This window comes from Pseudomonas sp. S3_C06 (assembly GCF_054667675.1).
Genome location: NZ_CP162747.1, coordinates 3,196,057 through 3,220,374, shown reverse-complemented (window position 1 = coordinate 3,220,374; position 24,318 = coordinate 3,196,057). Strand labels below are relative to the sequence as shown.

Genomic DNA, 24,318 nt, shown 5'->3' with positions numbered 1-24,318 from the left:
AAACCATGGGGTTTGCACGATTTTCTGGCTGCTCCCGTCGGGAGGGGCCAAACAAGCAGGTGACCAAGCTGGGGAACGCTGATGGCTTACTCATATACTGAGAAAAAACGTATCCGCAAGGACTTTAGCAAGTTGCCGGACGTCATGGATGTGCCTTACCTCCTGGCCATCCAGCTGGATTCGTATCGTGAATTCTTGCAAGCGGGAGCGACTAAAGATCAGTTCCGCGACGTGGGCCTGCATGCGGCCTTCAAATCCGTTTTCCCGATCATCAGCTACTCCGGCAATGCTGCGCTGGAGTACGTCGGTTATCGCCTGGGCGAACCGGCATTTGATGTCAAAGAATGCGTATTGCGCGGTGTAACTTTCGCCGTACCTTTGCGGGTAAAAGTGCGCCTGATCATTTTCGACAAAGAATCGTCGAACAAAGCGATCAAGGACATCAAAGAGCAAGAAGTCTACATGGGTGAAATTCCCCTGATGACTGAGAACGGTACCTTCGTAATCAACGGTACCGAGCGTGTAATCGTTTCCCAGCTGCACCGTTCCCCGGGCGTGTTCTTCGACCACGACCGCGGCAAGACGCATAGCTCCGGCAAACTGCTGTACTCCGCGCGCATCATTCCTTACCGCGGTTCGTGGCTGGACTTCGAGTTCGACCCGAAAGACTGCGTGTTCGTGCGTATCGACCGTCGTCGCAAGCTGCCGGCATCGGTACTGCTGCGCGCGCTCGGCTATACCACTGAAGAAGTGCTGGACGCTTTCTACACCACCAACGTTTTCCACCTGAGCGGCGAAACCCTCAGCCTGGAACTGATTGCTTCGCGTCTGCGTGGTGAAATTGCGGTTCTGGACATTCAGGACGAGAAGGGCAAGGTCATTGTTGAAGCGGGCCGCCGTATTACCGCGCGCCACATCAACCAGATCGAAAAAGCCGGCATCAAGACTCTGGAAGTACCTCTGGACTACGTCCTGGGCCGTACTACCGCCAAGGTCATCGTGCACCCGGCTACCGGCGAAATCCTGGCAGAGTGCAACACCGAACTGAACACTGAAGTCCTGGCAAAAATTGCCAAGGCCGGCGTTGTTCGCATCGAGACTCTGTACACCAACGATATCGACTGCGGTCCGTTCGTCTCCGACACGCTGAAGATCGACTCCACCAGCAACCAATTGGAAGCGCTGGTCGAGATCTATCGCATGATGCGTCCAGGCGAGCCGCCAACCAAAGACGCTGCCGAAACCCTGTTCAACAACCTGTTCTTCAGCCCTGAGCGCTATGACCTGTCTGCGGTCGGCCGGATGAAGTTCAACCGTCGTATCGGTCGTACCGAGATCGAAGGTTCGGGCGTGCTGTGCAAGGAAGACATCGTCGCGGTACTGAAGACTCTGGTCGACATCCGTAACGGTAAAGGCATCGTCGATGACATCGACCACCTGGGTAACCGTCGTGTTCGCTGCGTAGGCGAAATGGCCGAGAACCAGTTCCGCGTTGGCCTGGTGCGTGTTGAGCGTGCGGTCAAAGAGCGTCTGTCGATGGCTGAAAGCGAAGGCCTGATGCCGCAAGACCTGATCAACGCCAAGCCAGTGGCTGCAGCGGTGAAAGAGTTCTTCGGTTCCAGCCAGCTCTCGCAGTTCATGGACCAGAACAACCCGCTGTCCGAGATTACCCACAAGCGTCGTGTCTCTGCACTCGGCCCTGGCGGTCTGACTCGTGAGCGCGCAGGCTTTGAAGTCCGTGACGTACACCCGACTCACTACGGTCGTGTATGCCCGATTGAAACGCCGGAAGGTCCGAACATCGGTCTGATCAACTCCCTGGCTGCTTACGCTCGCACCAACCAGTACGGCTTCCTGGAAAGCCCGTACCGCGTGGTGAAAGAGGGTGTGGTCACCGACGAGATCGTGTTCCTGTCCGCTATTGAAGAAGCCGATCACGTGATCGCGCAGGCTTCGGCGACCATGAACGACCAGAAAGTCCTGATCGACGAACTGGTAGCCGTACGTCACCTGAACGAATTCACCGTCAAGGCGCCTGAAGAAGTCACCTTGATGGACGTTTCGCCGAAGCAGGTAGTTTCGGTTGCAGCGTCGTTGATTCCGTTCCTCGAGCACGACGACGCCAACCGTGCGTTGATGGGTTCGAACATGCAGCGTCAAGCTGTACCAACCCTGCGCGCTGACAAGCCGCTGGTAGGTACCGGCATGGAGCGTAACGTAGCCCGTGACTCCGGCGTTTGCGTCGTTGCTCGTCGTGGCGGCGTGATCGATTCCGTCGACGCCAGCCGTATCGTGGTTCGTGTTGCTGATGACGAAGTTGAAACCGGCGAAGCTGGTGTCGACATCTACAACCTGACCAAATACACCCGCTCGAACCAGAACACCTGCATCAACCAGCGTCCGCTGGTGAGCAAGGGTGATCGCGTTCAGCGTAGCGACATCATGGCCGACGGCCCGTCCACCGACATGGGTGAACTGGCGCTGGGTCAGAACATGCGCATCGCGTTCATGGCATGGAACGGCTTCAACTTCGAAGACTCCATCTGCCTGTCCGAGCGTGTGGTTCAGGAAGACCGTTTCACCACGATCCACATTCAGGAACTGACCTGTGTGGCCCGTGACACCAAGCTTGGCCCAGAGGAAATCACTGCGGACATCCCTAACGTGGGTGAAGCTGCACTGAACAAGCTGGACGAAGCCGGTATCGTTTACGTAGGTGCTGAAGTTGGCGCAGGCGACATTCTGGTAGGTAAGGTCACTCCGAAAGGCGAGACCCAACTGACTCCGGAAGAAAAACTGCTGCGTGCAATCTTCGGTGAAAAAGCCAGCGACGTTAAAGACACCTCCCTGCGTGTACCTACCGGTACCAAAGGTACTGTCATCGACGTACAGGTCTTCACCCGCGACGGCGTTGAGCGTGATGCTCGTGCACTGTCGATCGAGAAGTCCCAGCTGGACGAGATCCGCAAGGATCTGAACGAAGAGTTCCGTATCGTTGAAGGCGCGACTTTCGAACGTCTGCGTTCCGCTCTGGTAGGCCACAAGGCTGAAGGCGGCGCAGGTCTGAAGAAAGGTCAGGACATCACCGACGAAGTTCTCGACGGTCTTGAGCATGGTCAGTGGTTCAAACTGCGCATGGCTGAAGATGCTCTGAACGAGCAGCTCGAGAAGGCTCAGGCCTACATCGTTGATCGTCGCCGTCTGCTGGACGACAAGTTCGAAGACAAGAAGCGCAAACTGCAGCAGGGCGATGACCTGGCTCCAGGCGTGCTGAAAATCGTCAAGGTTTACCTGGCAATCCGTCGTCGCATCCAGCCGGGCGACAAGATGGCCGGTCGTCACGGTAACAAAGGTGTGGTCTCCGTGATCATGCCGGTTGAAGACATGCCGCACGATGCCAATGGCACCCCGGTCGACGTCGTCCTCAACCCACTGGGCGTACCTTCGCGTATGAACGTTGGTCAGATCCTTGAAACCCACCTGGGCCTCGCGGCCAAAGGTCTGGGTGAGAAGATCAACCGGATGATCGAAGAGCAGCGTAAAGTCGCTGAACTGCGTACCTTCCTGGACGAGATCTACAACCAGATCGGCGGTCGTAACGAAGATCTGGACAGCTTCTCCGATCAGGAAATCCTGGATCTGGCGAAGAACCTGCGTGGCGGTGTTCCAATGGCCACCCCAGTGTTCGACGGCGCCAAGGAAAGCGAAATCAAGGCCATGCTGAAACTGGCAGACCTGCCGGAAAGCGGCCAGATGCAGCTGACTGACGGCCGTACCGGCAACAAGTTCGAGCGTCCAGTTACCGTTGGCTACATGTACATGCTGAAGCTGAACCACTTGGTAGACGACAAGATGCACGCGCGTTCTACCGGTTCGTACAGCCTGGTTACCCAGCAGCCGCTGGGTGGTAAGGCGCAGTTCGGTGGTCAGCGTTTCGGGGAGATGGAGGTCTGGGCACTGGAAGCATACGGTGCTGCTTACACTCTGCAAGAAATGCTCACAGTGAAGTCGGACGATGTGAACGGCCGTACCAAGATGTACAAAAACATCGTGGATGGCGATCACCGTATGGAGCCGGGCATGCCCGAGTCCTTCAACGTGTTGATCAAGGAAATTCGTTCCCTCGGCATCGATATCGATCTGGAAACCGAATAACACGTGACGCGAATCGAGAGCGGGGCAGGATTGCCCGCTCTCTGCTCCGCCAGGAGGAAAGGCCTTGAAAGACCTACTGAATTTGCTGAAAAACCAGGGTCAAGTCGAAGAGTTCGACGCCATCCGTATCGGATTGGCCTCGCCTGAGATGATCCGCTCATGGTCGTTCGGTGAAGTTAAAAAGCCGGAAACCATCAACTACCGTACGTTCAAACCTGAGCGTGACGGTCTGTTCTGCGCCAAGATCTTTGGCCCGGTAAAGGATTACGAGTGCCTGTGCGGTAAGTACAAGCGCTTGAAGCACCGTGGTGTGATCTGCGAGAAGTGCGGCGTTGAAGTTGCACTGGCCAAGGTTCGTCGTGAGCGCATGGCGCACATCGAACTGGCTTCGCCGGTTGCCCACATCTGGTTCCTGAAATCGCTGCCGTCCCGTATCGGCTTGCTGATGGACATGACCCTGCGTGATATCGAACGCGTTCTCTACTTCGAGAGCTATGTCGTTATCGATCCAGGCATGACCACCCTTGAAAAAGGTCAGCTACTGAACGACGAGCAGTACTTTGAAGCGCTGGAAGAGTTCGGTGACGACTTCGACGCCCGTATGGGTGCTGAAGCTGTCCGTGAACTGCTGCACGCTATCGACCTGGAACACGAGATTGGCCGTCTGCGTGAAGAAATTCCGCAAACCAACTCGGAAACCAAGATCAAGAAGCTGTCCAAGCGTCTGAAGTTGATGGAAGCCTTCCAGGGTTCCGGCAACCTGCCAGAGTGGATGGTGCTGACCGTTCTGCCGGTTCTGCCGCCAGATCTGCGTCCACTGGTCCCGCTGGATGGCGGTCGTTTCGCGACTTCCGACCTCAACGATCTGTATCGTCGAGTGATCAACCGTAACAACCGTTTGAAGCGCCTGCTGGATCTGTCCGCTCCGGACATCATCGTGCGCAACGAAAAGCGTATGTTGCAGGAAGCTGTCGATGCTCTGCTCGACAACGGTCGTCGTGGCCGCGCTATCACCGGTTCGAACAAGCGTCCTCTGAAATCCCTGGCTGACATGATCAAGGGTAAGCAAGGTCGTTTCCGTCAGAACTTGCTCGGTAAGCGTGTTGACTACTCCGGTCGTTCGGTAATTACCGTAGGCCCGACCCTGCGTCTGCATCAGTGCGGTCTGCCGAAGAAGATGGCTCTCGAGCTGTTCAAACCGTTCATTTTCGGCAAGCTGGAAATGCGTGGTCTCGCGACCACCATCAAAGCGGCCAAGAAAATGGTCGAGCGCGAACTGCCAGAGGTTTGGGACGTTCTCGCTGAAGTGATTCGCGAACACCCGGTTCTTCTCAACCGTGCACCGACCCTTCACCGTCTGGGTATCCAGGCGTTTGAACCGGTACTGATCGAAGGTAAGGCTATCCAGCTGCACCCTCTGGTCTGCGCCGCGTACAACGCCGACTTCGACGGCGACCAAATGGCCGTGCACGTACCGCTGACACTGGAAGCCCAGCTGGAAGCGCGTGCGTTGATGATGTCGACCAACAACATTCTGTCGCCAGCCAACGGTGAGCCAATCATCGTTCCGTCGCAGGACGTTGTATTGGGTCTGTACTACATGACTCGTGAAGCGATCAACGCCAAAGGCGAAGGTCGTGTGTTCGCGGATCTGCAGGAAGTTGACCGTGTGTTCCGTGCCGGCGAAGCCGCACTGCACGCCAAGGTCAAGGTTCGTATCAACGAAACCGTCAACGACCGTGATGGCAACAGCGTGAGCGGTACCCGTATCGTCGACACCACTGTCGGCCGTGCGCTGCTGTTCCAGGTTGTGCCAAAAGGTCTGTCGTACGACGTCGTCAACCTGCCGATGAAGAAAAAAGCGATCTCCAAGCTGATCAACCAGTGCTACCGCGTGGTTGGTTTGAAAGAGACCGTGATCTTCGCTGACCAGTTGATGTACACCGGTTTCGCTTACTCGACCATCTCCGGCGTTTCCATCGGTGTTAACGACTTCGTTATCCCGGACGAGAAAGCCCGCATCATCGGTGCAGCCACCGACGAAGTGAAAGAGATCGAGAGCCAGTATGCCTCCGGCCTGGTAACCCAGGGCGAGAAGTACAACAAAGTGATCGACCTTTGGTCGAAAGCGAACGACGAAGTTTCCAAGGCAATGATGGCCAACCTCTCGAAAGAGAAGGTTATCGACCGTCACGGCGTTGAAGTCGATCAAGAGTCTTTCAACTCGATGTACATGATGGCCGACTCGGGTGCGCGGGGTTCCGCAGCACAGATTCGTCAGCTGGCCGGTATGCGTGGTCTGATGGCCAAGCCGGACGGTTCCATCATTGAAACGCCGATTACTGCGAACTTCCGTGAAGGTTTGAGCGTACTTCAGTACTTCATCTCGACTCACGGTGCTCGTAAAGGTCTGGCGGATACCGCGTTGAAAACTGCGAACTCCGGTTACCTGACTCGTCGTCTGGTAGACGTGGCGCAGGATCTGGTTGTAACCGAGATCGATTGCGGCACCGAACACGGTCTGCTGATGACTCCGCACATTGAAGGCGGTGACGTTGTAGAGCCGTTGGGTGAGCGTGTATTGGGTCGTGTTATTGCCCGTGACGTATTCAAGCCAGGCACCGAGGACGTTATCGTTCCGGCCGGTACTCTGGTAGACGAGAAGTGGGTTGAATTCATCGAGCTGAACAGCATCGACGAAGTGATCGTGCGTTCGCCGATCAGCTGCGAAACCCGCTATGGCATTTGCGCCAAGTGCTACGGCCGTGATCTGGCTCGTGGTCACCAGGTGAACATCGGTGAAGCGGTTGGCGTTATCGCTGCCCAGTCCATCGGTGAGCCGGGTACCCAGCTGACGATGCGTACGTTCCACATCGGTGGTGCGGCAAGCCGTACTTCCGCAGCCGACAGCGTTCAGGTGAAGAATGGCGGTACCGTCCGTCTGCACAACCTGAAACACGTTGAGCGAGTGGATGGTCACCTGGTGGCTGTGTCCCGTTCCGGTGAGCTGGCCATCGCTGATGACTTCGGTCGTGAGCGTGAGCGTTACAAGCTGCCGTACGGTGCTGTGATTTCGGTTAAAGAGGGTGACAAGGTCGACGCTGGCGCAATCGTGGCCAAGTGGGATCCGCACACTCACCCGATCGTTACCGAAATGAAAGGTACCGTGACCTACGTGGGCATGGAAGAAGGCATCACGATCAAGCGTCAGACTGACGAATTGACCGGTATGACCAACATTGAAGTACTCGACGCGAAAGATCGTCCAGCTGCGGGCAAGGAAATCCGTCCAGCAGTGAAGATGGTCGACGACAACGGCAAGGATCTGTTGCTGCCAGGCACTGACGTTATCGCTCAGTACTTCCTGCCAGCCAACGCCCTGGTCGGTGTTGCGGATGGTGCGAAGATCGCGATCGGTGATGTTATCGCGCGTATCCCGCAAGAAACTTCGAAGACCCGCGACATCACCGGTGGTCTGCCGCGTGTTGCCGACTTGTTCGAAGCTCGTCGTCCGAAAGAAGCGTCGATTCTGGCTGAAGTCAGCGGCACCATCGCGTTCGGTAAAGAGACCAAAGGCAAGCGCCGTCTGGTTATTACCCCGAACGACGGTAGCGATCCGTACGAAGAGCTGATTCCGAAGTGGCGTCACCTGAACGTGTTCGAAGGCGAACAGGTAAACCGCGGCGAAGTTATCTCCGACGGCCCAAGCGATCCGCACGACATCCTGCGTCTGCTGGGTGTGAGCGCGCTGGCCAAGTACATCGTTAACGAGATCCAGGACGTTTACCGTCTGCAAGGCGTGAAGATCAACGACAAGCACATCGAGACCATCCTGCGTCAGATGCTGCGTAAAGTTGAAATCGCTGAATCCGGCGATTCCAGTTTCATCAAGGGCGACCAGATGGAACTGACTCACGTACTGGTAGAAAACGAGCGTCTGGGTGGCGAAGACAAGTTCGTCTCCAAGTACACTCGCGTTCTGCTGGGTATCACCAAGGCGTCGTTGTCCACCGAATCGTTCATCTCGGCGGCTTCCTTCCAGGAAACCACCCGTGTACTGACCGAAGCGGCAGTCACCGGCAAGCGCGATTACCTGCGCGGCCTGAAAGAAAACGTGGTCGTGGGTCGTCTGATCCCGGCTGGTACCGGTCTGGCTTATCACAGCGAGCGCAAGCGTCGTCGTGATGCTGACAAACCGTTGCGCGTAAGCGCCAGTGAAGTGGAAGCTGCACTGACCGAAGCGCTGAACTCGAGCGGTAACTGAGTTCTGCGGTAAATGAGCTGAGGCCCTGATCGCTCCGTTCGTCGAATCGAGACATATTGTCAAGGTTCGACGGGCGGGGAGGTCGGGGCCTTGCCTTGACTGGGGACAAGATCCTCTTTAGACTCTTGATCCCCTAAATTTGGCGGGAATTCGTTCCTGCCATTTTGCTTTTCTTGCAAGACAATAGCGTCGCAAGACAACAGTGGAGCTAGTAGATGGCAACTATCAACCAGCTGGTACGTCAGCCGCGTAAGCGTATCGTCGAGAAATCCGACGTACCTGCGCTGCAGAACTGCCCGCAACGTCGTGGCGTGTGCACCCGTGTGTACACCACTACGCCGAAAAAACCTAACTCGGCACTGCGTAAAGTATGCCGTGTGCGCCTGACCAACGGTTTCGAGGTTTCCTCGTACATCGGTGGTGAAGGTCACAACCTGCAAGAGCACAGCGTGGTACTGATCCGCGGCGGTCGTGTAAAAGACTTGCCAGGTGTTCGTTACCACACCGTTCGCGGCTCCTTGGATACTTCCGGCGTTAAAGGCCGTAACCAGGGTCGTTCGAAGTACGGTACCAAGCGTCCGAAGTAATCGGCCGTTTTGCAGATTTTCATTTTATTGAGTCGATAAGAGTAAGGTCGGGCACGCATCCATTGGATCTGTCCCGAGCTAACCTGAAGACCGCTTGAGGGCTTATCATGCCAAGACGTCGCGTAGCAGCAAAGCGTGAGATTCTGGACGATCCGAAATACGGAAGCCAGATCCTCGCCAAATTCATGAACCACGTTATGGAAAGCGGCAAGAAAGCCGTTGCCGAGCGTATCGTTTATGGTGCCCTGGAAACCGTTGCGACCCGTAAGGCTGGCACCGATCCCCTGGAACTCTTCGAAAAAGCACTCGACGCCATCGCTCCGCTGGTCGAAGTGAAGTCGCGCCGCGTTGGTGGTGCTACTTACCAGGTTCCGGTCGAGGTTCGTCCTTCCCGTCGTAACGCTCTGGCAATGCGCTGGTTGGTAGACTTCGCACGTAAGCGTGGCGAGAAGTCTATGGCTCTGCGTTTGGCTGGCGAACTGCTGGATGCTGCTGAAGGTAAAGGTGCTGCTGTTAAGAAGCGTGAAGACGTGCACCGTATGGCTGAAGCCAACAAAGCTTTCTCGCACTACCGCTTCTAATTTTAGCTTCACTAATTTTGCGAGGGCTTTATGGCTCGTACTACTCCGATTAGCCGCTACCGTAACATCGGTATCGTCGCTCACGTGGATGCTGGTAAAACCACCACCACCGAGCGCGTCCTTTTTTACACCGGCAAAAGTCACAAAATGGGCGAGGTGCATGATGGCGCCGCGACCACAGACTGGATGGTGCAGGAGCAGGAGCGTGGTATTACCATTACTTCTGCTGCCATCACCGCTTTCTGGAAAGGTTCCGAGAAGCAGTACAAGGACGAGCACCGCTTCAACGTAATCGATACCCCGGGCCACGTTGACTTCACTATTGAAGTTGAACGTTCCCTGCGCGTACTCGACGGCGCTGTCGTTGTGTTCTGCGGTACTTCGGGTGTTGAGCCTCAGTCGGAAACCGTATGGCGTCAAGCCAACAAATACGGTGTTCCACGTCTTGTTTACGTAAACAAGATGGACCGTGCTGGTGCCAACTTCCTGCGCGTGATCGGTCAGATCAAGCAGCGTCTGGGTCACACTCCGGTGCCGATCCAGTTGGCTATCGGTTCCGAAGACAACTTCCAGGGTCAGATCGATCTGATCAACATGCAAGCTGTCTACTGGAACGACTCTGACAAAGGTATGGTCCCTGTTCGCAAGGACATTCCTGCTGAGCTCCAAGAGCTGGCTGAAGAGTGGCGCAACAACATGGTTGAAGCTGCTGCTGAAGCCAACGAAGAGCTGATGAACAAGTACCTGGAAGGCGAAGAGCTGTCGATCGAAGAGATCAAAGCTGCTTTGCGTCAGCGTACTATCGCCGGCGAAATCGTTCTGGCTGTTTGCGGTTCTTCGTTCAAGAACAAGGGTGTTCCCCTGGTTCTCGACGCCGTTATCGACTTCCTGCCTGCACCGACCGACATTCCTGCGATCAAGGGTACTGACCCTGATAACGAGGAAATCGAGCTGGAGCGTCATGCAGACGATGCGGAGCCGTTCTCGGCTCTGGCGTTCAAGATCGCTACCGACCCATTCGTGGGTACCTTGACCTTCGTCCGTGTTTACTCGGGCGTGTTGAACTCCGGAGACGGCGTGATCAACTCGGTTAAAGGTAAAAAAGAGCGCGTGGGTCGTATGGTGCAAATGCACGCAAACGCCCGTGAAGAGATCAAGGAAGTACGCGCTGGTGACATCGCGGCCCTGATCGGCATGAAGGACGTCACCACTGGTGAAACCCTCTGCAACGCTGACAAGCCAATCATCCTGGTTCGCATGGACTTCCCGGAGCCGGTTATTTCGGTTGCCGTAGAGCCTAAGACCAAGGATGACCAGGAAAAAATGGGTATCGCTCTGGGCAAACTTGCTCAGGAAGACCCGTCTTTCCGCGTTAAAACTGATGAAGAGACTGGTCAAACGATCATCTCCGGCATGGGCGAGCTGCACCTGGACATCCTGGTTGACCGGATGCGCCGTGAGTTCAACGTCGAAGCCAACATCGGCAAGCCTCAGGTTTCGTATCGTGAGCGCATCACGAAGAACTGTGAAATCGAAGGCAAGTTCGTTCGTCAGTCCGGCGGTCGTGGTCAGTTCGGCCACTGCTGGATCCGTTTTGCTCCTGCTGACGAAGGTCAGGAAGGTCTGCAATTCGTGAACGAAGTTGTAGGTGGTGTGGTTCCTAAGGAATACATCCCGGCTATCCAGAAGGGTATCGAAGAGCAGATGAAGAACGGCGTTGTTGCCGGCTATCCGCTGATCGGCCTGAAGGCTACCGTGTTCGATGGTTCTTACCACGACGTCGACTCCAACGAGATGGCGTTTAAAGTGGCTGCCTCCATGGCGACCAAGCAACTGGCCCAGAAGGGCGGTGGTGAGTTGCTTGAGCCGATCATGGCTGTAGAGGTTGTTACGCCTGAAGACTATATGGGTGATGTGATGGGCGACCTTAACCGTCGTCGCGGCATGATCCAGGGTATGGAAGACACAGTGTCCGGCAAGGTTATCCGTGCCGAGGTTCCACTGGGTGAGATGTTCGGTTATGCGACCGACGTTCGTTCCATGTCCCAGGGTCGCGCAAGCTACTCTATGGAATTCAAAAAATACGATACGGCTCCGTCGCACATCGTCGAATCCGTAACCAAAAAACAAGGCTGATTCAGCCCCTTTAGGCTAGGAGTTAATTGTCGTGGCTAAAGAAAAATTTGATCGTTCCCTACCGCACGTCAACGTTGGCACCATTGGTCACGTTGACCACGGTAAAACCACTCTGACTGCTGCTCTGACTCGCGTTTGCTCCGAAGTTTTCGGTTCCGCAATCGTTGACTTCGACAAGATCGACAGTGCACCAGAAGAAAAAGCTCGCGGTATCACCATCAACACCGCACACGTTGAGTACAACTCGAAGATCCGTCACTACGCTCACGTTGACTGCCCAGGTCACGCTGACTATGTGAAGAACATGATCACCGGTGCTGCTCAAATGGACGGCGCTATTCTGGTTTGCTCGGCCGCTGATGGTCCGATGCCACAAACCCGTGAGCACATCCTGCTGTCCCGTCAGGTAGGCGTTCCGTACATCGTGGTTTTCCTGAACAAGGCTGACCTGGTAGACGACGCTGAGCTGCTGGAACTGGTTGAGATGGAAGTTCGCGACCTGCTGTCCACCTACGACTTCCCGGGCGATGACACTCCAATCATCATCGGTTCGGCTCGTATGGCGCTGGAAGGCAAAGACGACAACGAAATGGGCACTACCGCTGTCAAGAAGCTGGTAGAGACTCTGGATGCCTACATCCCAGAACCAGTTCGTATGATCGACAAGCCGTTCCTGATGCCAATCGAAGACGTATTCTCGATCTCGGGTCGCGGTACTGTTGTGACTGGTCGTATCGAGCGCGGTATCGTTCGCGTTCAGGATCCGCTGGAAATCGTTGGTCTGCGTGACACCACTGTTACTACTTGCACCGGTGTTGAAATGTTCCGCAAGTTGCTCGACGAAGGTCGTGCTGGCGAGAACTGCGGCGTTCTGCTGCGTGGTACCAAGCGTGACGACGTTGAGCGTGGTCAGGTTCTGGTTAAGCCGGGTTCGGTTAAGCCGCACACCAAGTTCACTGCAGAAGTTTACGTTCTGAGCAAGGAAGAAGGCGGTCGTCACACTCCGTTCTTCAAAGGCTACCGTCCACAGTTCTACTTCCGTACTACTGACGTGACTGGTAACTGCGAGCTGCCAGAAGGCGTTGAAATGGTAATGCCAGGTGACAACATTCAGATGACTGTTACCCTGATCAAAACCATCGCGATGGAAGACGGTCTGCGTTTCGCTATCCGTGAAGGCGGTCGTACCGTCGGCGCTGGCGTCGTAGCCAAAATCATCGAGTAATCTCTTTTATAGAGTTCGCTTGATGGATTGAAAAAGCCCCCGCTCAGCGGGGGCTTTTTTATTGGGTTGACACCTATCTGGGGCGTCTATAGAATTGCGCCTCCTTTTAACGGGCGTATTGCGCTCGGTGGGAATAGCAGCCGGAGTCTGAAATCCAATGCAAAATCAGCAAATCCGTATCAGGTTGAAGGCTTTCGACCATCGCCTGATCGACCAATCAACCCAGGAAATCGTGGAAACCGCGAAACGTACTGGTGCTCAAGTGCGTGGTCCAATTCCACTGCCTACCCGTAAAGAGCGGTTCACCGTTCTGGTTTCTCCGCACGTCAACAAAGACGCGCGCGACCAGTACGAAATCCGCACTCATAAGCGCGTTCTGGACATCGTCCAGCCAACGGATAAAACCGTTGATGCTCTTATGAAGCTTGATCTTGCGGCCGGTGTGGAAGTGCAGATCAGCCTCGGCTAAGACTCGGTCTTAGTCGTGTAACGCTCTGAAATGGGCGGCCATAGCGGGTGAAAGCCCCGTACACTCATGAGGTTTACAACATGACTATTGGTGTAGTCGGTCGTAAATGCGGTATGACCCGTATTTTCACCGAAGAAGGTGTCTCCATTCCGGTCACGGTCATTGAGATCGAGCCGAATCGCGTCACCCAGTTCAAAACTGAAGAGACCGATGGCTATCGTGCAGTGCAAGTCACTGTCGGCGAGCGTCGTGCTTCGCGTGTAACAGCAGCTCAGGCTGGCCACTTCGCTAAAGCGAATGTTGCCGCTGGTCGCACCACCATGGAATTCCGTCTTGAAGAAGGCGAGTACCAGGCTGGCGATCTGATCAACGCTGAAATCTTCGCCGCTGGTCAACTGGTTGATGTAACCGGTCAGTCCAAGGGTAAAGGCTTCCAGGGTACGATCAAGCGTTGGAATTTCCGCGGGCAAGATAACACCCACGGTAACTCCGTATCCCACCGCGTCCCAGGCTCTATCGGCCAGTGCCAGACTCCTGGTCGTGTATTCAAGGGCAAAAAAATGTCCGGTCATATGGGCGCTGAGCGCGTGACCGTGCAGTCCCTGGAAGTAGTGCGCGTGGACGCTGAACGCAATCTGTTGTTGGTCAAGGGTGCTGTTCCTGGCGCTACTGGCGGCAACCTGGTTGTACGTCCAGCAGCCAAGGCTCGCGGTTAAGGGGAAGCTGACATGCAATTAAATGTAAATGACGCTCAAGCGATCGAAGTTTCCGAACTGACATTTGGCGGCGAATTCAACGAGACGCTGGTTCACCAAGCAGTCGTGGCCTACATGGCTGGCGGCCGTCAAGGTACCAAGCAGCAGAAGACCCGTTCCGACGTTCGTGGTGGCGGTAAGCGCCCATGGCGTCAGAAAGGTACTGGCCGTGCTCGTGCCGGTACTATCCGTAGCCCAATCTGGCGTGGCGGCGGTACCACTTTCGCAGCTCGTCCTCAGGATCACTCCCAGAAGCTGAACAAGAAGATGTACCGCGCAGCAATGCGTTCCATCCTTGCTGAGCTGGTGCGTACTGATCGTCTGGTCGTGGTTCAGGATTTCGCTGTTGAAACTCCGAAAACCAAAGATCTGCTGGGCAAACTGAACAACATGAGCCTGACCGATGTTCTCATCGTGTCGGACGCTGTTGATCAGAACCTGTACCTGGCTGCTCGTAACCTGCCGCACGTAGATGTACGTGACGTTCAAGGTTCCGATCCAGTTAGTCTGATCGCATACGACAAGGTGTTGATCACCGTGTCGGCCGTGAAGAAATTCGAGGAGCTGCTGGGATGAACCAGGAACGCGTATTTAAAGTTCTGCTTGGCCCGCACGTTTCCGAGAAGGCTACGGTTCTGGCAGACAAGAAAGGCCAGTTCGTTTTCAAGGTTGCTACTGACGCAACCAAGCTGGAAATCAAGAAGGCCGTCGAAAGCCTGTTCAGCGTGAAAGTAGAGCGCGTCACTACCCTGAATGTTCTGGGTAAGAGCAAGCGCACTGCTCGCGGTCTGGGCAAGCGTAATGACTGGAAGAAGGCAGTTATCTCCCTTCAGCCAGGCCAAGATCTCGATTTCAGCAGCAGTGCTGAGTAAGGAAGGGGTGCATCATGGCAATCGTTAAATGCAAACCGACTTCCCCTGGCCGCCGTTTTGTGGTCAAGGTGGTCAACCAGGAGCTGCATAAAGGCGCTCCTCACGCACCGCTGCTCGAGAAAAAATCGAAGACTGGTGGTCGTAACAACAATGGCCGTATTACCACTCGTCACATCGGTGGTGGTCATAAGCAGCATTATCGTATGGTCGATTTCCGTCGCAACGACAAAGATGGCATCGTCGCCACTGTCGAGCGTATCGAATACGATCCAAACCGTACTGCTCACATCGCACTGCTCTGCTACGCAGACGGCGAGCGCCGCTACATCATCGCCCCTAAAGGCGTGAGTGCTGGCGACCAGCTGATCGCAGGCGCTCTGGCTCCAATCAAGCCAGGCAACGCTCTGCAACTGCGCAACATTCCAGTCGGTTCTACCGTACACGGCATCGAACTGAAGCCAGGTAAAGGTGCACAGATCGCTCGTTCCGCTGGTGCTTCGGCTCAGCTGATCGCTCGTGAAGGTGTCTACGTGACCCTGCGTCTGCGTTCCGGTGAAATGCGTAAAGTCCTGGCTGAATGCCGTGCGACCCTGGGCGAAGTCTCGAACTCCGAGCACAGCCTGCGTTCGCTGGGTAAAGCTGGTGCCAAGCGCTGGCGTGGCGTTCGCCCAACCGTTCGTGGTGTTGCCATGAACCCGGTTGACCACCCACATGGTGGTGGTGAAGGTCGTACCTCTGGTGGTCGTCATCCGGTATCGCCATGGGGCTTCCCGACTAAGGGCGCGAAGACTCGTGGTAATAAGCGTACCGACAAAATGATCGTCCGTCGTCGCAAGTAAATAGAGGGATACGACAGTGCCACGTTCTCTGAAAAAAGGTCCTTTTATTGATCTTCACCTACTGAAGAAGATCGAAGTGGCGGCGGAAAAGAACGATCGCAAACCAATTAAGACTTGGTCGCGTCGTTCGATGATCCTGCCACAAATGGTCGGTCTGACCATCGCAGTACACAACGGTCGTCAGCACGTCCCAGTTCTCGTTAACGAAGACATGGTCGGCCACAAACTGGGCGAGTTCGCCGGTACCCGCAACTATCGCGGGCACGTGGCTGACAAGAAAGCCAAGCGTTAAGGGGTTAGGAAATGGAAGTAGCCGCTAAGTTGTCGGGCGCTCGAATCTCCGCCCAGAAAGCCCGCTTGGTCGCCGACCAGATCCGCGGGAAGAAGGTGGGCGAAGCGCTCAACTTGTTGGCTTTCAGCAGTAAGAAAGCCGCCGAGATCATGAAGAAAGTGCTGGAGTCGGCCGTAGCCAACGCCGAGCATAACGAAGGCGCAGATGTTGATGACCTGAAGGTCAGCACCGTTTTCGTCAACGAAGGGCGTTCGCTGAAGCGCATCATGCCACGTGCCAAAGGCCGTGCTGATCGCATCGTCAAGCGGTCTTGCCATATCACTGTCAAGGTTGCTGACAAGTAACGGAGTCGAAGAGATGGGTCAGAAAGTACATCCCATTGGCATTCGCCTGGGAATCGTCAAGGAGCACACCTCCGTCTGGTACGCAGACGGTCGGACTTATGCGGACTACTTGTTCGCAGATCTGAAAGTGCGTGAGTATCTCCAAGACAAACTAAAAAGCGCGTCCGTAAGCCGTATCGATATCCATCGTCCGGCCCAAACTGCACGTATCACCATCCACACCGCTCGTCCAGGTATCGTTATCGGGAAGAAAGGTGAAGATGTTGAGAAACTGCGTCAGGACCTGACCAAGCAAATGGGTGTGCCTGTGCACATCAATATCGAAGAGATCCGCAAGCCGGAGCTCGACGGTATGCTGGTTGCGCAGAGCGTAGCTCAGCAGCTGGAGCGTCGTGTAATGTTCCGTCGCGCTATGAAGCGCGCAGTTCAGAACGCCATGCGCATTGGTGCCAAGGGCATCAAAATCCAAGTGAGCGGTCGTCTCGGCGGTGCTGAAATCGCACGTACTGAATGGTATCGCGAAGGTCGTGTGCCATTGCACACCCTGCGTGCCGACATCGACTATGCCAACTACGAAGCTCACACCACTTACGGTGTGATCGGTGTAAAGGTTTGGATCTTCAAAGGCGAAGTAATTGGTGGTCGCCAAGAAGAGCTGAAGCCACAAGCACCAGCGCCTCGTAAAAAAGCTGCTAAGTAAGGGGTACGCCAAATGTTGCAACCTAAGCGTACGAAGTTCCGCAAGCAGATGACAGGCCACAACCGTGGTCTGGCTCAGCGCGGTAGCAAAGTCAGCTTCGGCGAGTTCGCGCTGAAGTCTGTAGCTCGTGGTCGTCTCACCGCTCGTCAGATCGAGTCAGCGCGTCGTGCTCTGACCCGTCACGTTAAACGTGGCGGCAAGATCTGGATCCGTGTATTCCCGGACAAGCCTATTTCCAAAAAGCCCCTCGAAGTTCGTATGGGTAAAGGTAAGGGTAGTGTGGAGTACTGGGTTGCCCAGATTCAGCCAGGCAAAGTCCTGTATGAAATCGAGGGTGTTTCTGAAGAGCTGGCGCGTGAGGCTTTTGCCCTGGCTGCTGCAAAGCTGCCGCTCGCCACCGCCTTTGTTAAACGGACGGTGATGTGATGAAAGCGAATGAACTTCGTGAAAAATCCGCACAGCAGCTGAACGAGCAACTGCTCGGCTTGCTGCGCGACCAGTTCAATCTGCGTATGCAGAAAGCAACTGGCCAGTTGGGGCAGTCTCATCTGCTCTCGCAAGTTAAACGTGACATCGCTCGCGTGAAGACTGTGCTCAACCAGCAGGCAGGTAAGTGATCATGGCTGAAGCCGAAAAAACTGTCCGTACGCTGACTGGCCGTGTTGTCAGCGACAAGATGGACAAAACCATCACCGTACTGATCGAGCGTCGCGTAAAGCACCCGATCTACGGTAAATACGTTAAGCGTTCGACTAAGCTGCACGCGCACGACGAAACCAACCAGTGCCACATCGGCGACAAAGTCACTATTCGTGAAACTCGTCCTATGGCCAAGACCAAGTCTTGGGCGCTGGTTGATGTTCTCGAACGCGCTGTGGAAGTCTAAGGACTAGGGGTCGGAGAAATTATATGATTCAGACTCAATCCATGCTCGATGTGGCCGATAACAGCGGCGCTCGCCGTGTTATGTGCATCAAGGTGCTGGGTGGCTCCCATCGTCGTTACGCTGGTATCGGTGACATCATCAAAGTTACCGTGAAGGAAGCAATTCCTCGCGGTAAAGTGAAAAAAGGCCAAGTGATGACTGCTGTTGTAGTCCGCACTCGTCACGGCGTACGTCGTGCTGATGGCTCCATTATCCGCTTTGATGGCAACGCTGCTGTTCTTCTGAACAACAAGCAAGAGCCGATCGGCACCCGTATCTTTGGGCCAGTGACCCGTGAACTTCGTACTGAGAAGTTCATGAAGATCGTCTCGCTCGCCCCAGAAGTGCTGTAAGGAGATCCGACATGCAAAAGATTCGTCGTGACGACGAGATCATCGTGATCGCCGGCAAAGACAAAGGTAAGCGCGGTAAGGTGCTCAAGGTTCTTGCTAATAACCGTCTGGTTATCAGCGGTCTGAACCTGGTCAAGCGTCATACCAAGCCTAACCCGATGTCGGGCGTGCAAGGCGGTATCGTCGAAAAAGAAGCTCCACTGGACGCTTCTAACGTCGCCATTTTCAACGGCGAAACCAACAAGGCTGACCGCGTTGGTTTCAAAGTAGAAGACGGCAAGAAAATTCGTGTCTTCAAGTCGACCCAAAAAGCGGTTGATGCTTGAACACTGCTAGGTAGAAGACCATGGCACGACTAAAAGAGATTTACTGGAAGGAAATCGCACCGAAGCTTAAGGAAGAACTTAAGCTTTCGAACGTGATGGAAGTTCCACGCGTTACAAAAATCACCCTGAACATGGGTCTGGGCGAAGCTGTTGGTGACAAAAAAGTCATCGAGCATGCTGTTGCTGACCTGGAAAAGATCACCGGCCAAAAAGTCGTTGTGACCTACGCTCGTAAATCCATCGCTGGCTTTAAAGTCCGTGAAGGATGGCCGATCGGCGTCAAGGTGACTCTGCGCCGTGAGCGTATGTATGAGTTCCTGGATCGTCTGCTGTCGATCTCCCTGCCTCGGGTTCGCGACTTCCGCGGCCTGAATGCCAAGTCCTTCGATGGTCGTGGCAACTACAGCATGGGCGTGAAAGAGCAGATCATTTTCCCGGAAATCGACTACGACAAGATCGATGCTCTCCGCGGTCTGGACATTACCCTGACCACCACTGCCAAGAACGATGATGAAGGCCGCGCTCTGCTGCGTGCTTTCAAATTCCCGTTCCGCAACTGATTGGAGTAGGAAAATGGCCAAGAAGAGCATGAAAAACCGTGAGCTGAAGCGTCAGCTCACTGTTGCCAAGTACGCCACCAAGCGTGCAGCGCTGAAAGCTATCATCGTCGATCTGAACGCAAGTCCAGAAGCGCGTTGGGAAGCTACCGTAGCTCTGCAGAAGCAACCACGTGACGCGAGCGCTTCGCGCATGCGTAACCGTTGCCGCCTGACTGGTCGTCCGCACGGCGTTTACCGCAAGTTCGGCCTTGGCCGTAACAAGTTGCGTGAAGCTGCAATGCGTGGTGACGTACCAGGTCTGGTTAAAGCCAGCTGGTAATTGCTGTCAAAGTCTCGATGTTCGGGTTCGCAAGAACCTGACCATCGGTGGCCTTGAATCTGAATCAAGCCCCTTTTGGGGCTTGATTCATTTCTGGGGTGTGTCTAGAATGACCGGCTCGCCTGAGCCCGTGTTTTTCATGCCCGGAAGTTCTCGGCGACAAGTAGTAGCCGCAAGGCTAATTTTTCTGTATTAGGAGCGTCTAGCCCATGAGTATGCAGGACCCGTTAGCGGACATGCTAACTCGAATCCGTAATGCCCAGATGGCTGAAAAGTCTGTCGTAAGCATGCCGTCTTCCACGTTGAAGGTGGCTGTAGCAAAAGTCCTGAAGGACGAAGGTTACATCGCGGATTTTCAGATCACCACCGACGCTAAGCCGTCGTTGTCCATCGAGCTGAAGTACTTCGAAGGCCGTCCGGTTATCGAAGAAGTGAAGCGCGTTAGTCGTCCAGGCCTGCGTCAGTACAAGTCCGTTGAAGATCTGCCGAAAGTTCGTGGCGGTCTTGGCGTGTCTATCGTCTCCACCAACAAAGGTGTGATGACGGATCGTGCTGCGCGCGCTGCCGGTGTCGGCGGCGAAGTTCTTTGCACTGTGTTCTAAGGGGGGATAAGCATGTCTCGCGTCGCTAAGAACCCCGTTAAGCTGCCAGCCGGTGTCGAAGTAAAATTCGCAGGCCAACAGCTTTCGGTGAAGGGTGCCAAGGGTACTCTTGAACTGAACATCCATTCGTCCGTTGAGATCGTTGAAGAAGCTGGTGAGCTGCGTTTCGCTGCTCGCAATGGCGATCAACAAACTCGCGCAATGGCCGGTACCACGCGTGCGTTGGTAAACAACATGGTCCAAGGCGTAAGCCAAGGCTTCGAGCGCAAGCTCCAGCTGGTCGGTGTTGGTTACAAAGCGCAAGCAAAAGGCACGGTTCTGAACCTGGCCCTTGGCTTCTCGCACCCAGTGGATTACGAACTGCCGGAAGGCATCACCGCTGAGACTCCTAGCCAGACCGATATCCTGATCAAGGGCATCGACAAGCAGCTGGTAGGTCAAGTGGCCGCTGAGATCCGCGACTTCCGTCCACCAGAGCCGTACAAAGGCAAAGGTGTGCGCTACGCGGACGAAGTCGTCCGTCGTAAAGAAGCCAAGAAGAAGTAGGGCATAGCAAATGACCGACAAAAAAGTTACTCGACTGCGTCGCGCTCGCAAAGCACGCCTGAAAATGCACGAACTCGAAGTCGTGCGTCTCTGCGTGTTCCGCTCGTCGCAGCACATCTACGCCCAGGTCATCTCGGCCGACGGCAACAAGGTCCTGGCAAGCGCCTCGACTTTGGATAAAGAACTGCGTGATGGTGCCACTGGCAACATCGACGCGGCCACAAAGGTTGGCCAGCTGGTCGCTACGCGTGCTAAGGCCGCTGGCGTCTCGCAAGTGGCTTTCGACCGCTCTGGCTTCAAGTACCACGGTCGCGTGAAAGCGCTGGCTGATGCTGCTCGTGAAGCTGGGCTGGAGTTCTAAGTTATGTCAAATAACGACCAAAAGCGCGACGAAGGCTACATTGAGAAGCTGGTTCAAGTTAACCGCGTAGCCAAAACCGTTAAAGGCGGCCGTATCTTCACTTTCACCGCGTTGACCGTGGTTGGTGATGGTAAAGGGCGTGTTGGCTTCGGCCGTGGCAAGTCGCGTGAAGTGCCTGCTGCGATCCAGAAGGCAATGGAAGCTGCTCGCCGCAACATGATCCAAGTTGATCTGAACGGCACCACTCTGCAGTACGCAATGAAGTCCGCTCACGGCGCTTCGAAGGTGTACATGCAGCCTGCTTCTGAGGGTACCGGTATCATCGCTGGCGGCGCTATGCGTGCTGTCCTCGAAGTTGCTGGCGTTCAGAACGTTCTGGCCAAGTGCTACGGCTCGACTAACCCGGTAAACGTGGTTCACGCCACTTTCAAAGGTTTGAAAGCTATGCAGTCTCCTGAATCCATTGCCGCCAAGCGTGGCAAAAGCGTCAAGGAGATCTTCTGATCATGGCTACCGTTAAAGTAACGCTGATCAAAAGCATGACCGGCCGCATCCCTAACCACAAATTGTGCGTTAAGGGTCTGGGTCTGCGTCGCATCGGTCACACTGTAGAAGTCCAGGATACTCCCGAGAATCGCGGGATGATCAACAAGGCTTACTACATGCTGCGTGTCGAGGGTTAATCGATGAAACTCAATGATCTGAGTCCAGCGCCGGGTTCCCGTCGCGAAAAGCATCGTCCGGGCCGTGGTATCGGTAGCGGTTTGGGTAAGACTGGTGGCCGTGGTCACAAAGGTCAGACCTCCCGCTCCGGTGGCACCATTGCTCCAGGCTTTGAAGGCGGTCAACAGCCGCTGCATCGTCGCCTGCCGAAGTTCGGTTTCGTTTCCCTGAAGGCCATGGATCGCGCAGAAGTGCGTCTGTCCGAGCTGGCTAAAGTGGAAGGCGACATCGTCACCGTGCAGTCCCTGAAAGATGCCAACGTGATCAACGTCAACGTACAGCGTGTGAAAATCATGCTGTCCGGTGAAGTGACTCGCGCTGTCACTATCGGCAAGGGAATCGGCGCCACCAAAGGTGCGCGTGCGGCTATCGAAGCAGCTGGCGGCAAGTTCGAGGAATAAATGGCTAAGCAAGGTGCTCTCTCTGCGCTCGGCAAAGGCGGTATGTCTGAACTCTGGGCTCGTCTGCGTTTTCTGTTCCTGGCGATTATCGTCTACCGAATAGGCGCACACATCCCGGTTCCAGGTATCAACCCGGACCGACTCGCAGACCTGTTTCGACAGAATGAGGGGACCATTCTTAGCTTGTTCAACATGTTCTCCGGCGGCGCGCTGGAACGGATGAGTATCTTTGCACTGGGGATCATGCCGTACATTTCGGCATCGATCATCATGCAACTGATGACCGCCGTCAGCCCGCAGCTGGAGCAGTTGAAGAAGGAAGGTGAAGCTGGCCGTCGCAAGATCAGCCAGTACACCCGCTACGGCACCGTCGTCCTCGCTCTCGTTCAGGCTATTGGCATGTCCATTGGTCTGGCGGGGCAGGGCGTTGCGTTCACTGGTGACTTTGGCTTCCATTTCGTCGCAGTATCCACGTTTGTGGCTGGTGCGATGTTCATGATGTGGCTGGGTGAGCAGATTACTGAGCGTGGTGTGGGCAACGGTATCTCGATGTTGATTTTTTCGGGTATCGTCGCCGGTCTTCCGAGAGCAATCGGGCAGTCTTTCGAGTCTGCGCGTCAGGGTGATATCAACATCTTCGCCTTGGTTGCCATCGGTTTGCTGGCAGTAGCGATTATCGGTTTCGTGGTGTTCATTGAGCGTGGTCAGCGTCGTATCGCTGTTCACTACGCCAAGCGTCAGCAGGGCCGCAAGGTTTTTGCTGCGCAGACAAGCCACTTGCCGCTTAAGGTGAACATGGCCGGTGTTATTCCGGCTATTTTCGCGAGCAGCATTTTGCTGTTCCCGGCTTCGTTGGGTGCCTGGTTCGGTCAGTCTGAAGGTATGGGCTGGTTGCAGGACATCTCGCAGTCGATCGCTCCTGGTCAGCCGTTGAATATTCTGCTGTTTAGTGCAGGGATTATTTTCTTCTGCTTCTTCTATACGGCGTTGATGTTCAATCCGAAAGACGTAGCGGAAAACCTGAAGAAGTCCGGTGCCTTTATTCCGGGCATCCGTCCAGGTGAGCAGTCTGCACGCTATATTGATGGCGTTCTGACCCGCTTGACCATGTTCGGTGCTCTTTACATGACGGCCGTGTGCCTGTTGCCCCAGTTCCTGGTGGTTGCAGCAAACGTTCCGTTCTACCTTGGCGGGACCTCGTTGCTGATCGTGGTCGTGGTTGTGATGGACTTCATGTCCCAAGTACAATCGCACCTCGTTTCGCACCAGTACGAATCCCTGATGAAGAAAGCCAACCTGAAGGGTTACGGCAGCGGCATGTTGCGCTGAGTACCCATAAGGTTCGAGGAGTTGGTGATGAAAGTTCGTGCATCGGTGAAAAAGCTGTGCCGTAACTGCAAGATTATTCGCCGCGAAGGTGTTGTTCGAGTAATTTGCAGCGCGGAACCGCGTCACAAACAGCGCCAAGGCTGAGTGTGATTGTGCTTCAAGCCCGGTAGCTAGTGCGCTACCGGGTTGATTATTTGTTATTACAGCGATATTATCTCGCGCCCTATTTCTTGGCTTCCGGGGCGTAGGTAGCTGTCAATTGGAGTCCCACTGAATGGCCCGTATTGCAGGCGTTAACATTCCAGATAACAAGCATACTGTTATCTCGCTGACCTACATCTATGGTGTTGGTCGCACTACTGCACAGAAGATCTGTGCAGTGACTGGGGTAAACCCAGCAGCAAAGATCAAAGATCTGAGCGACGAGCAAATTGAACAGCTGCGTGGCGAAGTGGCGAAGTTCACCACTGAAGGTGATCTGCGTCGCGAAATCAACATGAAAATCAAGCGCTTGATGGACCTCGGTTGCTATCGCGGTCTGCGTCATCGTCGCGGTCTTCCAGTACGCGGTCAGCGTACCAAGACCAACGCGCGTACCCGTAAAGGTCCGCGTAAGCCGATCCGCAAGTAATCGCCCCAGCGAATCGACAGGAA

General features: G+C 55.0%; 30 protein-coding genes. All 30 read left to right on the top strand.

Features of this window, described 5'->3' with window-relative positions; genetic code table 11:
- Nucleotides 1-81: 81 nt before the first annotated feature.
- The 30 genes from rpoB to rpsM all read left to right on the top strand — a co-directional run bounded on the left by rpoB (nt 82) and on the right by rpsM (nt 24,295).
- Nucleotides 82-4,155, top strand: a complete 4,074-nt coding sequence (gene rpoB / locus AB4N44_RS14260) for a DNA-directed RNA polymerase subunit beta (protein WP_150751785.1) — start codon at nt 82-84, stop codon at nt 4,153-4,155.
- Between the two features lie 64 nt (nt 4,156-4,219).
- Complete coding sequence (gene rpoC, locus AB4N44_RS14255; RefSeq protein WP_034156498.1) at nt 4,220-8,419, top strand: DNA-directed RNA polymerase subunit beta'; 4,200 nt, start codon at nt 4,220-4,222, stop codon at nt 8,417-8,419.
- 215 nt (nt 8,420-8,634) lie between these two features.
- Nucleotides 8,635-9,006: a 30S ribosomal protein S12 gene (rpsL, locus tag AB4N44_RS14250; protein WP_003186084.1), complete on the top strand. Its 372-nt coding sequence runs from the start codon at nt 8,635-8,637 to the stop codon at nt 9,004-9,006.
- A gap of 107 nt (nt 9,007-9,113) precedes the next feature.
- The gene (rpsG, locus tag AB4N44_RS14245; protein ID WP_007916467.1) at nt 9,114-9,587 is read left to right on the top strand and encodes a 30S ribosomal protein S7; all 474 of its coding nucleotides are present in this window, start codon (nt 9,114-9,116) and stop codon (nt 9,585-9,587) included.
- A gap of 30 nt (nt 9,588-9,617) precedes the next feature.
- Nucleotides 9,618-11,723 (top strand): elongation factor G, encoded by a 2,106-nt coding sequence (gene fusA / locus AB4N44_RS14240; RefSeq protein ID WP_016984188.1) that lies wholly within the window; start codon nt 9,618-9,620, stop codon nt 11,721-11,723.
- Nucleotides 11,724-11,754: 31 nt separating this feature from the next.
- Nucleotides 11,755-12,948 carry an elongation factor Tu gene (gene tuf, locus AB4N44_RS14235; protein ID WP_064361246.1) on the top strand — a complete coding sequence of 398 codons (1,194 nt, stop codon included), beginning with the start codon at nt 11,755-11,757 and terminating at the stop codon, nt 12,946-12,948.
- 157 nt (nt 12,949-13,105) lie between these two features.
- Complete coding sequence (gene rpsJ, locus AB4N44_RS14230; RefSeq protein ID WP_003186070.1) at nt 13,106-13,417, top strand: 30S ribosomal protein S10; 312 nt, start codon at nt 13,106-13,108, stop codon at nt 13,415-13,417.
- Between the two features lie 80 nt (nt 13,418-13,497).
- Nucleotides 13,498-14,133 carry a 50S ribosomal protein L3 gene (rplC, locus tag AB4N44_RS14225; RefSeq protein WP_003228738.1) on the top strand — a complete coding sequence of 212 codons (636 nt, stop codon included), beginning with the start codon at nt 13,498-13,500 and terminating at the stop codon, nt 14,131-14,133.
- A gap of 12 nt (nt 14,134-14,145) precedes the next feature.
- The gene (rplD, locus tag AB4N44_RS14220; RefSeq protein ID WP_007918468.1) at nt 14,146-14,748 is read left to right on the top strand and encodes a 50S ribosomal protein L4; all 603 of its coding nucleotides are present in this window, start codon (nt 14,146-14,148) and stop codon (nt 14,746-14,748) included.
- Nucleotides 14,745-15,044 carry a 50S ribosomal protein L23 gene (rplW, locus tag AB4N44_RS14215; RefSeq protein ID WP_002555488.1) on the top strand — a complete coding sequence of 100 codons (300 nt, stop codon included), beginning with the start codon at nt 14,745-14,747 and terminating at the stop codon, nt 15,042-15,044. The genes rplD and rplW overlap by 4 nt, the downstream gene beginning before the upstream one ends.
- 14 nt (nt 15,045-15,058) lie before the next feature.
- On the top strand, nt 15,059-15,883 hold the full coding sequence (rplB, locus tag AB4N44_RS14210) for a 50S ribosomal protein L2 (RefSeq protein ID WP_003228734.1): 825 nt from the start codon (nt 15,059-15,061) through the stop codon (nt 15,881-15,883).
- A 16-nt stretch (nt 15,884-15,899) separates the two neighbouring features.
- Nucleotides 15,900-16,175 (top strand): 30S ribosomal protein S19, encoded by a 276-nt coding sequence (rpsS, locus tag AB4N44_RS14205; RefSeq protein ID WP_011336172.1) that lies wholly within the window; start codon nt 15,900-15,902, stop codon nt 16,173-16,175.
- Between the two features lie 11 nt (nt 16,176-16,186).
- Nucleotides 16,187-16,519, top strand: coding sequence for a 50S ribosomal protein L22 (gene rplV / locus AB4N44_RS14200; protein WP_003103908.1), 333 nt, complete (start codon nt 16,187-16,189; stop codon nt 16,517-16,519).
- Nucleotides 16,520-16,532: 13 nt separating this feature from the next.
- Nucleotides 16,533-17,219 (top strand): 30S ribosomal protein S3, encoded by a 687-nt coding sequence (gene rpsC / locus AB4N44_RS14195; protein WP_003176422.1) that lies wholly within the window; start codon nt 16,533-16,535, stop codon nt 17,217-17,219.
- A 12-nt stretch (nt 17,220-17,231) separates the two neighbouring features.
- Nucleotides 17,232-17,645 (top strand): 50S ribosomal protein L16, encoded by a 414-nt coding sequence (rplP, locus tag AB4N44_RS14190; RefSeq protein ID WP_007896757.1) that lies wholly within the window; start codon nt 17,232-17,234, stop codon nt 17,643-17,645.
- A complete protein-coding gene (gene rpmC / locus AB4N44_RS14185) occupies nt 17,645-17,836 on the top strand; it encodes a 50S ribosomal protein L29 (protein ID WP_002555481.1) in 192 nt (63 codons plus the stop codon). Before rplP ends, rpmC begins: the two co-directional genes overlap by 1 nt.
- A 2-nt stretch (nt 17,837-17,838) precedes the next feature.
- Complete coding sequence (gene rpsQ / locus AB4N44_RS14180; RefSeq protein WP_003194644.1) at nt 17,839-18,105, top strand: 30S ribosomal protein S17; 267 nt, start codon at nt 17,839-17,841, stop codon at nt 18,103-18,105.
- Nucleotides 18,106-18,128: 23 nt separating this feature from the next.
- Nucleotides 18,129-18,497 (top strand): 50S ribosomal protein L14, encoded by a 369-nt coding sequence (rplN, locus tag AB4N44_RS14175; RefSeq protein WP_002555479.1) that lies wholly within the window; start codon nt 18,129-18,131, stop codon nt 18,495-18,497.
- A gap of 11 nt (nt 18,498-18,508) precedes the next feature.
- Entirely contained in the window at nt 18,509-18,823 is a 315-nt protein-coding gene (rplX, locus tag AB4N44_RS14170; RefSeq protein ID WP_008081905.1) for a 50S ribosomal protein L24, read from the top strand.
- Nucleotides 18,824-18,843: 20 nt separating this feature from the next.
- Nucleotides 18,844-19,383 (top strand): 50S ribosomal protein L5, encoded by a 540-nt coding sequence (gene rplE, locus AB4N44_RS14165; protein ID WP_003176415.1) that lies wholly within the window; start codon nt 18,844-18,846, stop codon nt 19,381-19,383.
- Between the two features lie 13 nt (nt 19,384-19,396).
- The gene (rpsN, locus tag AB4N44_RS14160; protein ID WP_003228726.1) at nt 19,397-19,702 is read left to right on the top strand and encodes a 30S ribosomal protein S14; all 306 of its coding nucleotides are present in this window, start codon (nt 19,397-19,399) and stop codon (nt 19,700-19,702) included.
- Nucleotides 19,703-19,911: 209 nt separating this feature from the next.
- Nucleotides 19,912-20,304 carry a 30S ribosomal protein S8 gene (gene rpsH / locus AB4N44_RS14155; RefSeq protein WP_007918458.1) on the top strand — a complete coding sequence of 131 codons (393 nt, stop codon included), beginning with the start codon at nt 19,912-19,914 and terminating at the stop codon, nt 20,302-20,304.
- Between the two features lie 12 nt (nt 20,305-20,316).
- Nucleotides 20,317-20,850 carry a 50S ribosomal protein L6 gene (rplF, locus tag AB4N44_RS14150; protein ID WP_003176412.1) on the top strand — a complete coding sequence of 178 codons (534 nt, stop codon included), beginning with the start codon at nt 20,317-20,319 and terminating at the stop codon, nt 20,848-20,850.
- Between the two features lie 10 nt (nt 20,851-20,860).
- Entirely contained in the window at nt 20,861-21,211 is a 351-nt protein-coding gene (gene rplR / locus AB4N44_RS14145; protein WP_003186037.1) for a 50S ribosomal protein L18, read from the top strand.
- Between the two features lie 3 nt (nt 21,212-21,214).
- Nucleotides 21,215-21,715, top strand: a complete 501-nt coding sequence (gene rpsE, locus AB4N44_RS14140) for a 30S ribosomal protein S5 (protein ID WP_003186035.1) — start codon at nt 21,215-21,217, stop codon at nt 21,713-21,715.
- A 2-nt stretch (nt 21,716-21,717) separates the two neighbouring features.
- A complete protein-coding gene (rpmD, locus tag AB4N44_RS14135) occupies nt 21,718-21,894 on the top strand; it encodes a 50S ribosomal protein L30 (RefSeq protein WP_003176408.1) in 177 nt (58 codons plus the stop codon).
- A gap of 3 nt (nt 21,895-21,897) precedes the next feature.
- Entirely contained in the window at nt 21,898-22,335 is a 438-nt protein-coding gene (gene rplO, locus AB4N44_RS14130; RefSeq protein WP_003228720.1) for a 50S ribosomal protein L15, read from the top strand.
- A complete protein-coding gene (gene secY / locus AB4N44_RS14125; RefSeq protein ID WP_003228718.1) occupies nt 22,336-23,664 on the top strand; it encodes a preprotein translocase subunit SecY in 1,329 nt (442 codons plus the stop codon). It abuts the gene before it with no gap.
- 27 nt (nt 23,665-23,691) lie between these two features.
- Nucleotides 23,692-23,808, top strand: coding sequence for a 50S ribosomal protein L36 (gene rpmJ, locus AB4N44_RS14120; protein WP_002555468.1), 117 nt, complete (start codon nt 23,692-23,694; stop codon nt 23,806-23,808).
- Nucleotides 23,809-23,938: 130 nt separating this feature from the next.
- A complete protein-coding gene (gene rpsM / locus AB4N44_RS14115) occupies nt 23,939-24,295 on the top strand; it encodes a 30S ribosomal protein S13 (RefSeq protein WP_003186020.1) in 357 nt (118 codons plus the stop codon).
- The last annotated feature ends 23 nt before the right edge of the window (nt 24,296-24,318 follow it).

Bases quoted from the DNA above. Each gene is read 5' to 3' on its own strand.
- rplN (WP_002555479.1), top strand. From the start codon at position 18,129: ATGATTCAGACTCAATCCATGCTCGATGTGGCCGATAACAGCGGCGCT.
- rplW (WP_002555488.1), top strand. From the start codon at position 14,745: ATGAACCAGGAACGCGTATTTAAAGTTCTGCTTGGCCCGCACGTTTCC.
- rplE (WP_003176415.1), top strand. From the start codon at position 18,844: ATGGCACGACTAAAAGAGATTTACTGGAAGGAAATCGCACCGAAGCTT.
- rpmC (WP_002555481.1), top strand. From the start codon at position 17,645: ATGAAAGCGAATGAACTTCGTGAAAAATCCGCACAGCAGCTGAACGAG.
- rplR (WP_003186037.1), top strand. From the start codon at position 20,861: ATGACCGACAAAAAAGTTACTCGACTGCGTCGCGCTCGCAAAGCACGC.
- rplP (WP_007896757.1), top strand. From the start codon at position 17,232: ATGTTGCAACCTAAGCGTACGAAGTTCCGCAAGCAGATGACAGGCCAC.
- secY (WP_003228718.1), top strand. From the start codon at position 22,336: ATGGCTAAGCAAGGTGCTCTCTCTGCGCTCGGCAAAGGCGGTATGTCT.
- rplV (WP_003103908.1), top strand. From the start codon at position 16,187: ATGGAAGTAGCCGCTAAGTTGTCGGGCGCTCGAATCTCCGCCCAGAAA.
- rpsH (WP_007918458.1), top strand. From the start codon at position 19,912: ATGAGTATGCAGGACCCGTTAGCGGACATGCTAACTCGAATCCGTAAT.
- rplX (WP_008081905.1), top strand. From the start codon at position 18,509: ATGCAAAAGATTCGTCGTGACGACGAGATCATCGTGATCGCCGGCAAA.
- rpoB (WP_150751785.1), top strand. From the start codon at position 82: ATGGCTTACTCATATACTGAGAAAAAACGTATCCGCAAGGACTTTAGC.
- rpsC (WP_003176422.1), top strand. From the start codon at position 16,533: ATGGGTCAGAAAGTACATCCCATTGGCATTCGCCTGGGAATCGTCAAG.
- rpsN (WP_003228726.1), top strand. From the start codon at position 19,397: ATGGCCAAGAAGAGCATGAAAAACCGTGAGCTGAAGCGTCAGCTCACT.
- rplF (WP_003176412.1), top strand. From the start codon at position 20,317: ATGTCTCGCGTCGCTAAGAACCCCGTTAAGCTGCCAGCCGGTGTCGAA.
- fusA (WP_016984188.1), top strand. From the start codon at position 9,618: ATGGCTCGTACTACTCCGATTAGCCGCTACCGTAACATCGGTATCGTC.
- rpsQ (WP_003194644.1), top strand. From the start codon at position 17,839: ATGGCTGAAGCCGAAAAAACTGTCCGTACGCTGACTGGCCGTGTTGTC.
- rplC (WP_003228738.1), top strand. From the start codon at position 13,498: ATGACTATTGGTGTAGTCGGTCGTAAATGCGGTATGACCCGTATTTTC.
- rpsE (WP_003186035.1), top strand. From the start codon at position 21,215: ATGTCAAATAACGACCAAAAGCGCGACGAAGGCTACATTGAGAAGCTG.
- rpsM (WP_003186020.1), top strand. From the start codon at position 23,939: ATGGCCCGTATTGCAGGCGTTAACATTCCAGATAACAAGCATACTGTT.
- rplD (WP_007918468.1), top strand. From the start codon at position 14,146: ATGCAATTAAATGTAAATGACGCTCAAGCGATCGAAGTTTCCGAACTG.
- rpsG (WP_007916467.1), top strand. From the start codon at position 9,114: ATGCCAAGACGTCGCGTAGCAGCAAAGCGTGAGATTCTGGACGATCCG.
- rplO (WP_003228720.1), top strand. From the start codon at position 21,898: ATGAAACTCAATGATCTGAGTCCAGCGCCGGGTTCCCGTCGCGAAAAG.
- rpmD (WP_003176408.1), top strand. From the start codon at position 21,718: ATGGCTACCGTTAAAGTAACGCTGATCAAAAGCATGACCGGCCGCATC.
- rpsJ (WP_003186070.1), top strand. From the start codon at position 13,106: ATGCAAAATCAGCAAATCCGTATCAGGTTGAAGGCTTTCGACCATCGC.
- rplB (WP_003228734.1), top strand. From the start codon at position 15,059: ATGGCAATCGTTAAATGCAAACCGACTTCCCCTGGCCGCCGTTTTGTG.
- rpsL (WP_003186084.1), top strand. From the start codon at position 8,635: ATGGCAACTATCAACCAGCTGGTACGTCAGCCGCGTAAGCGTATCGTC.
- rpmJ (WP_002555468.1), top strand. From the start codon at position 23,692: ATGAAAGTTCGTGCATCGGTGAAAAAGCTGTGCCGTAACTGCAAGATT.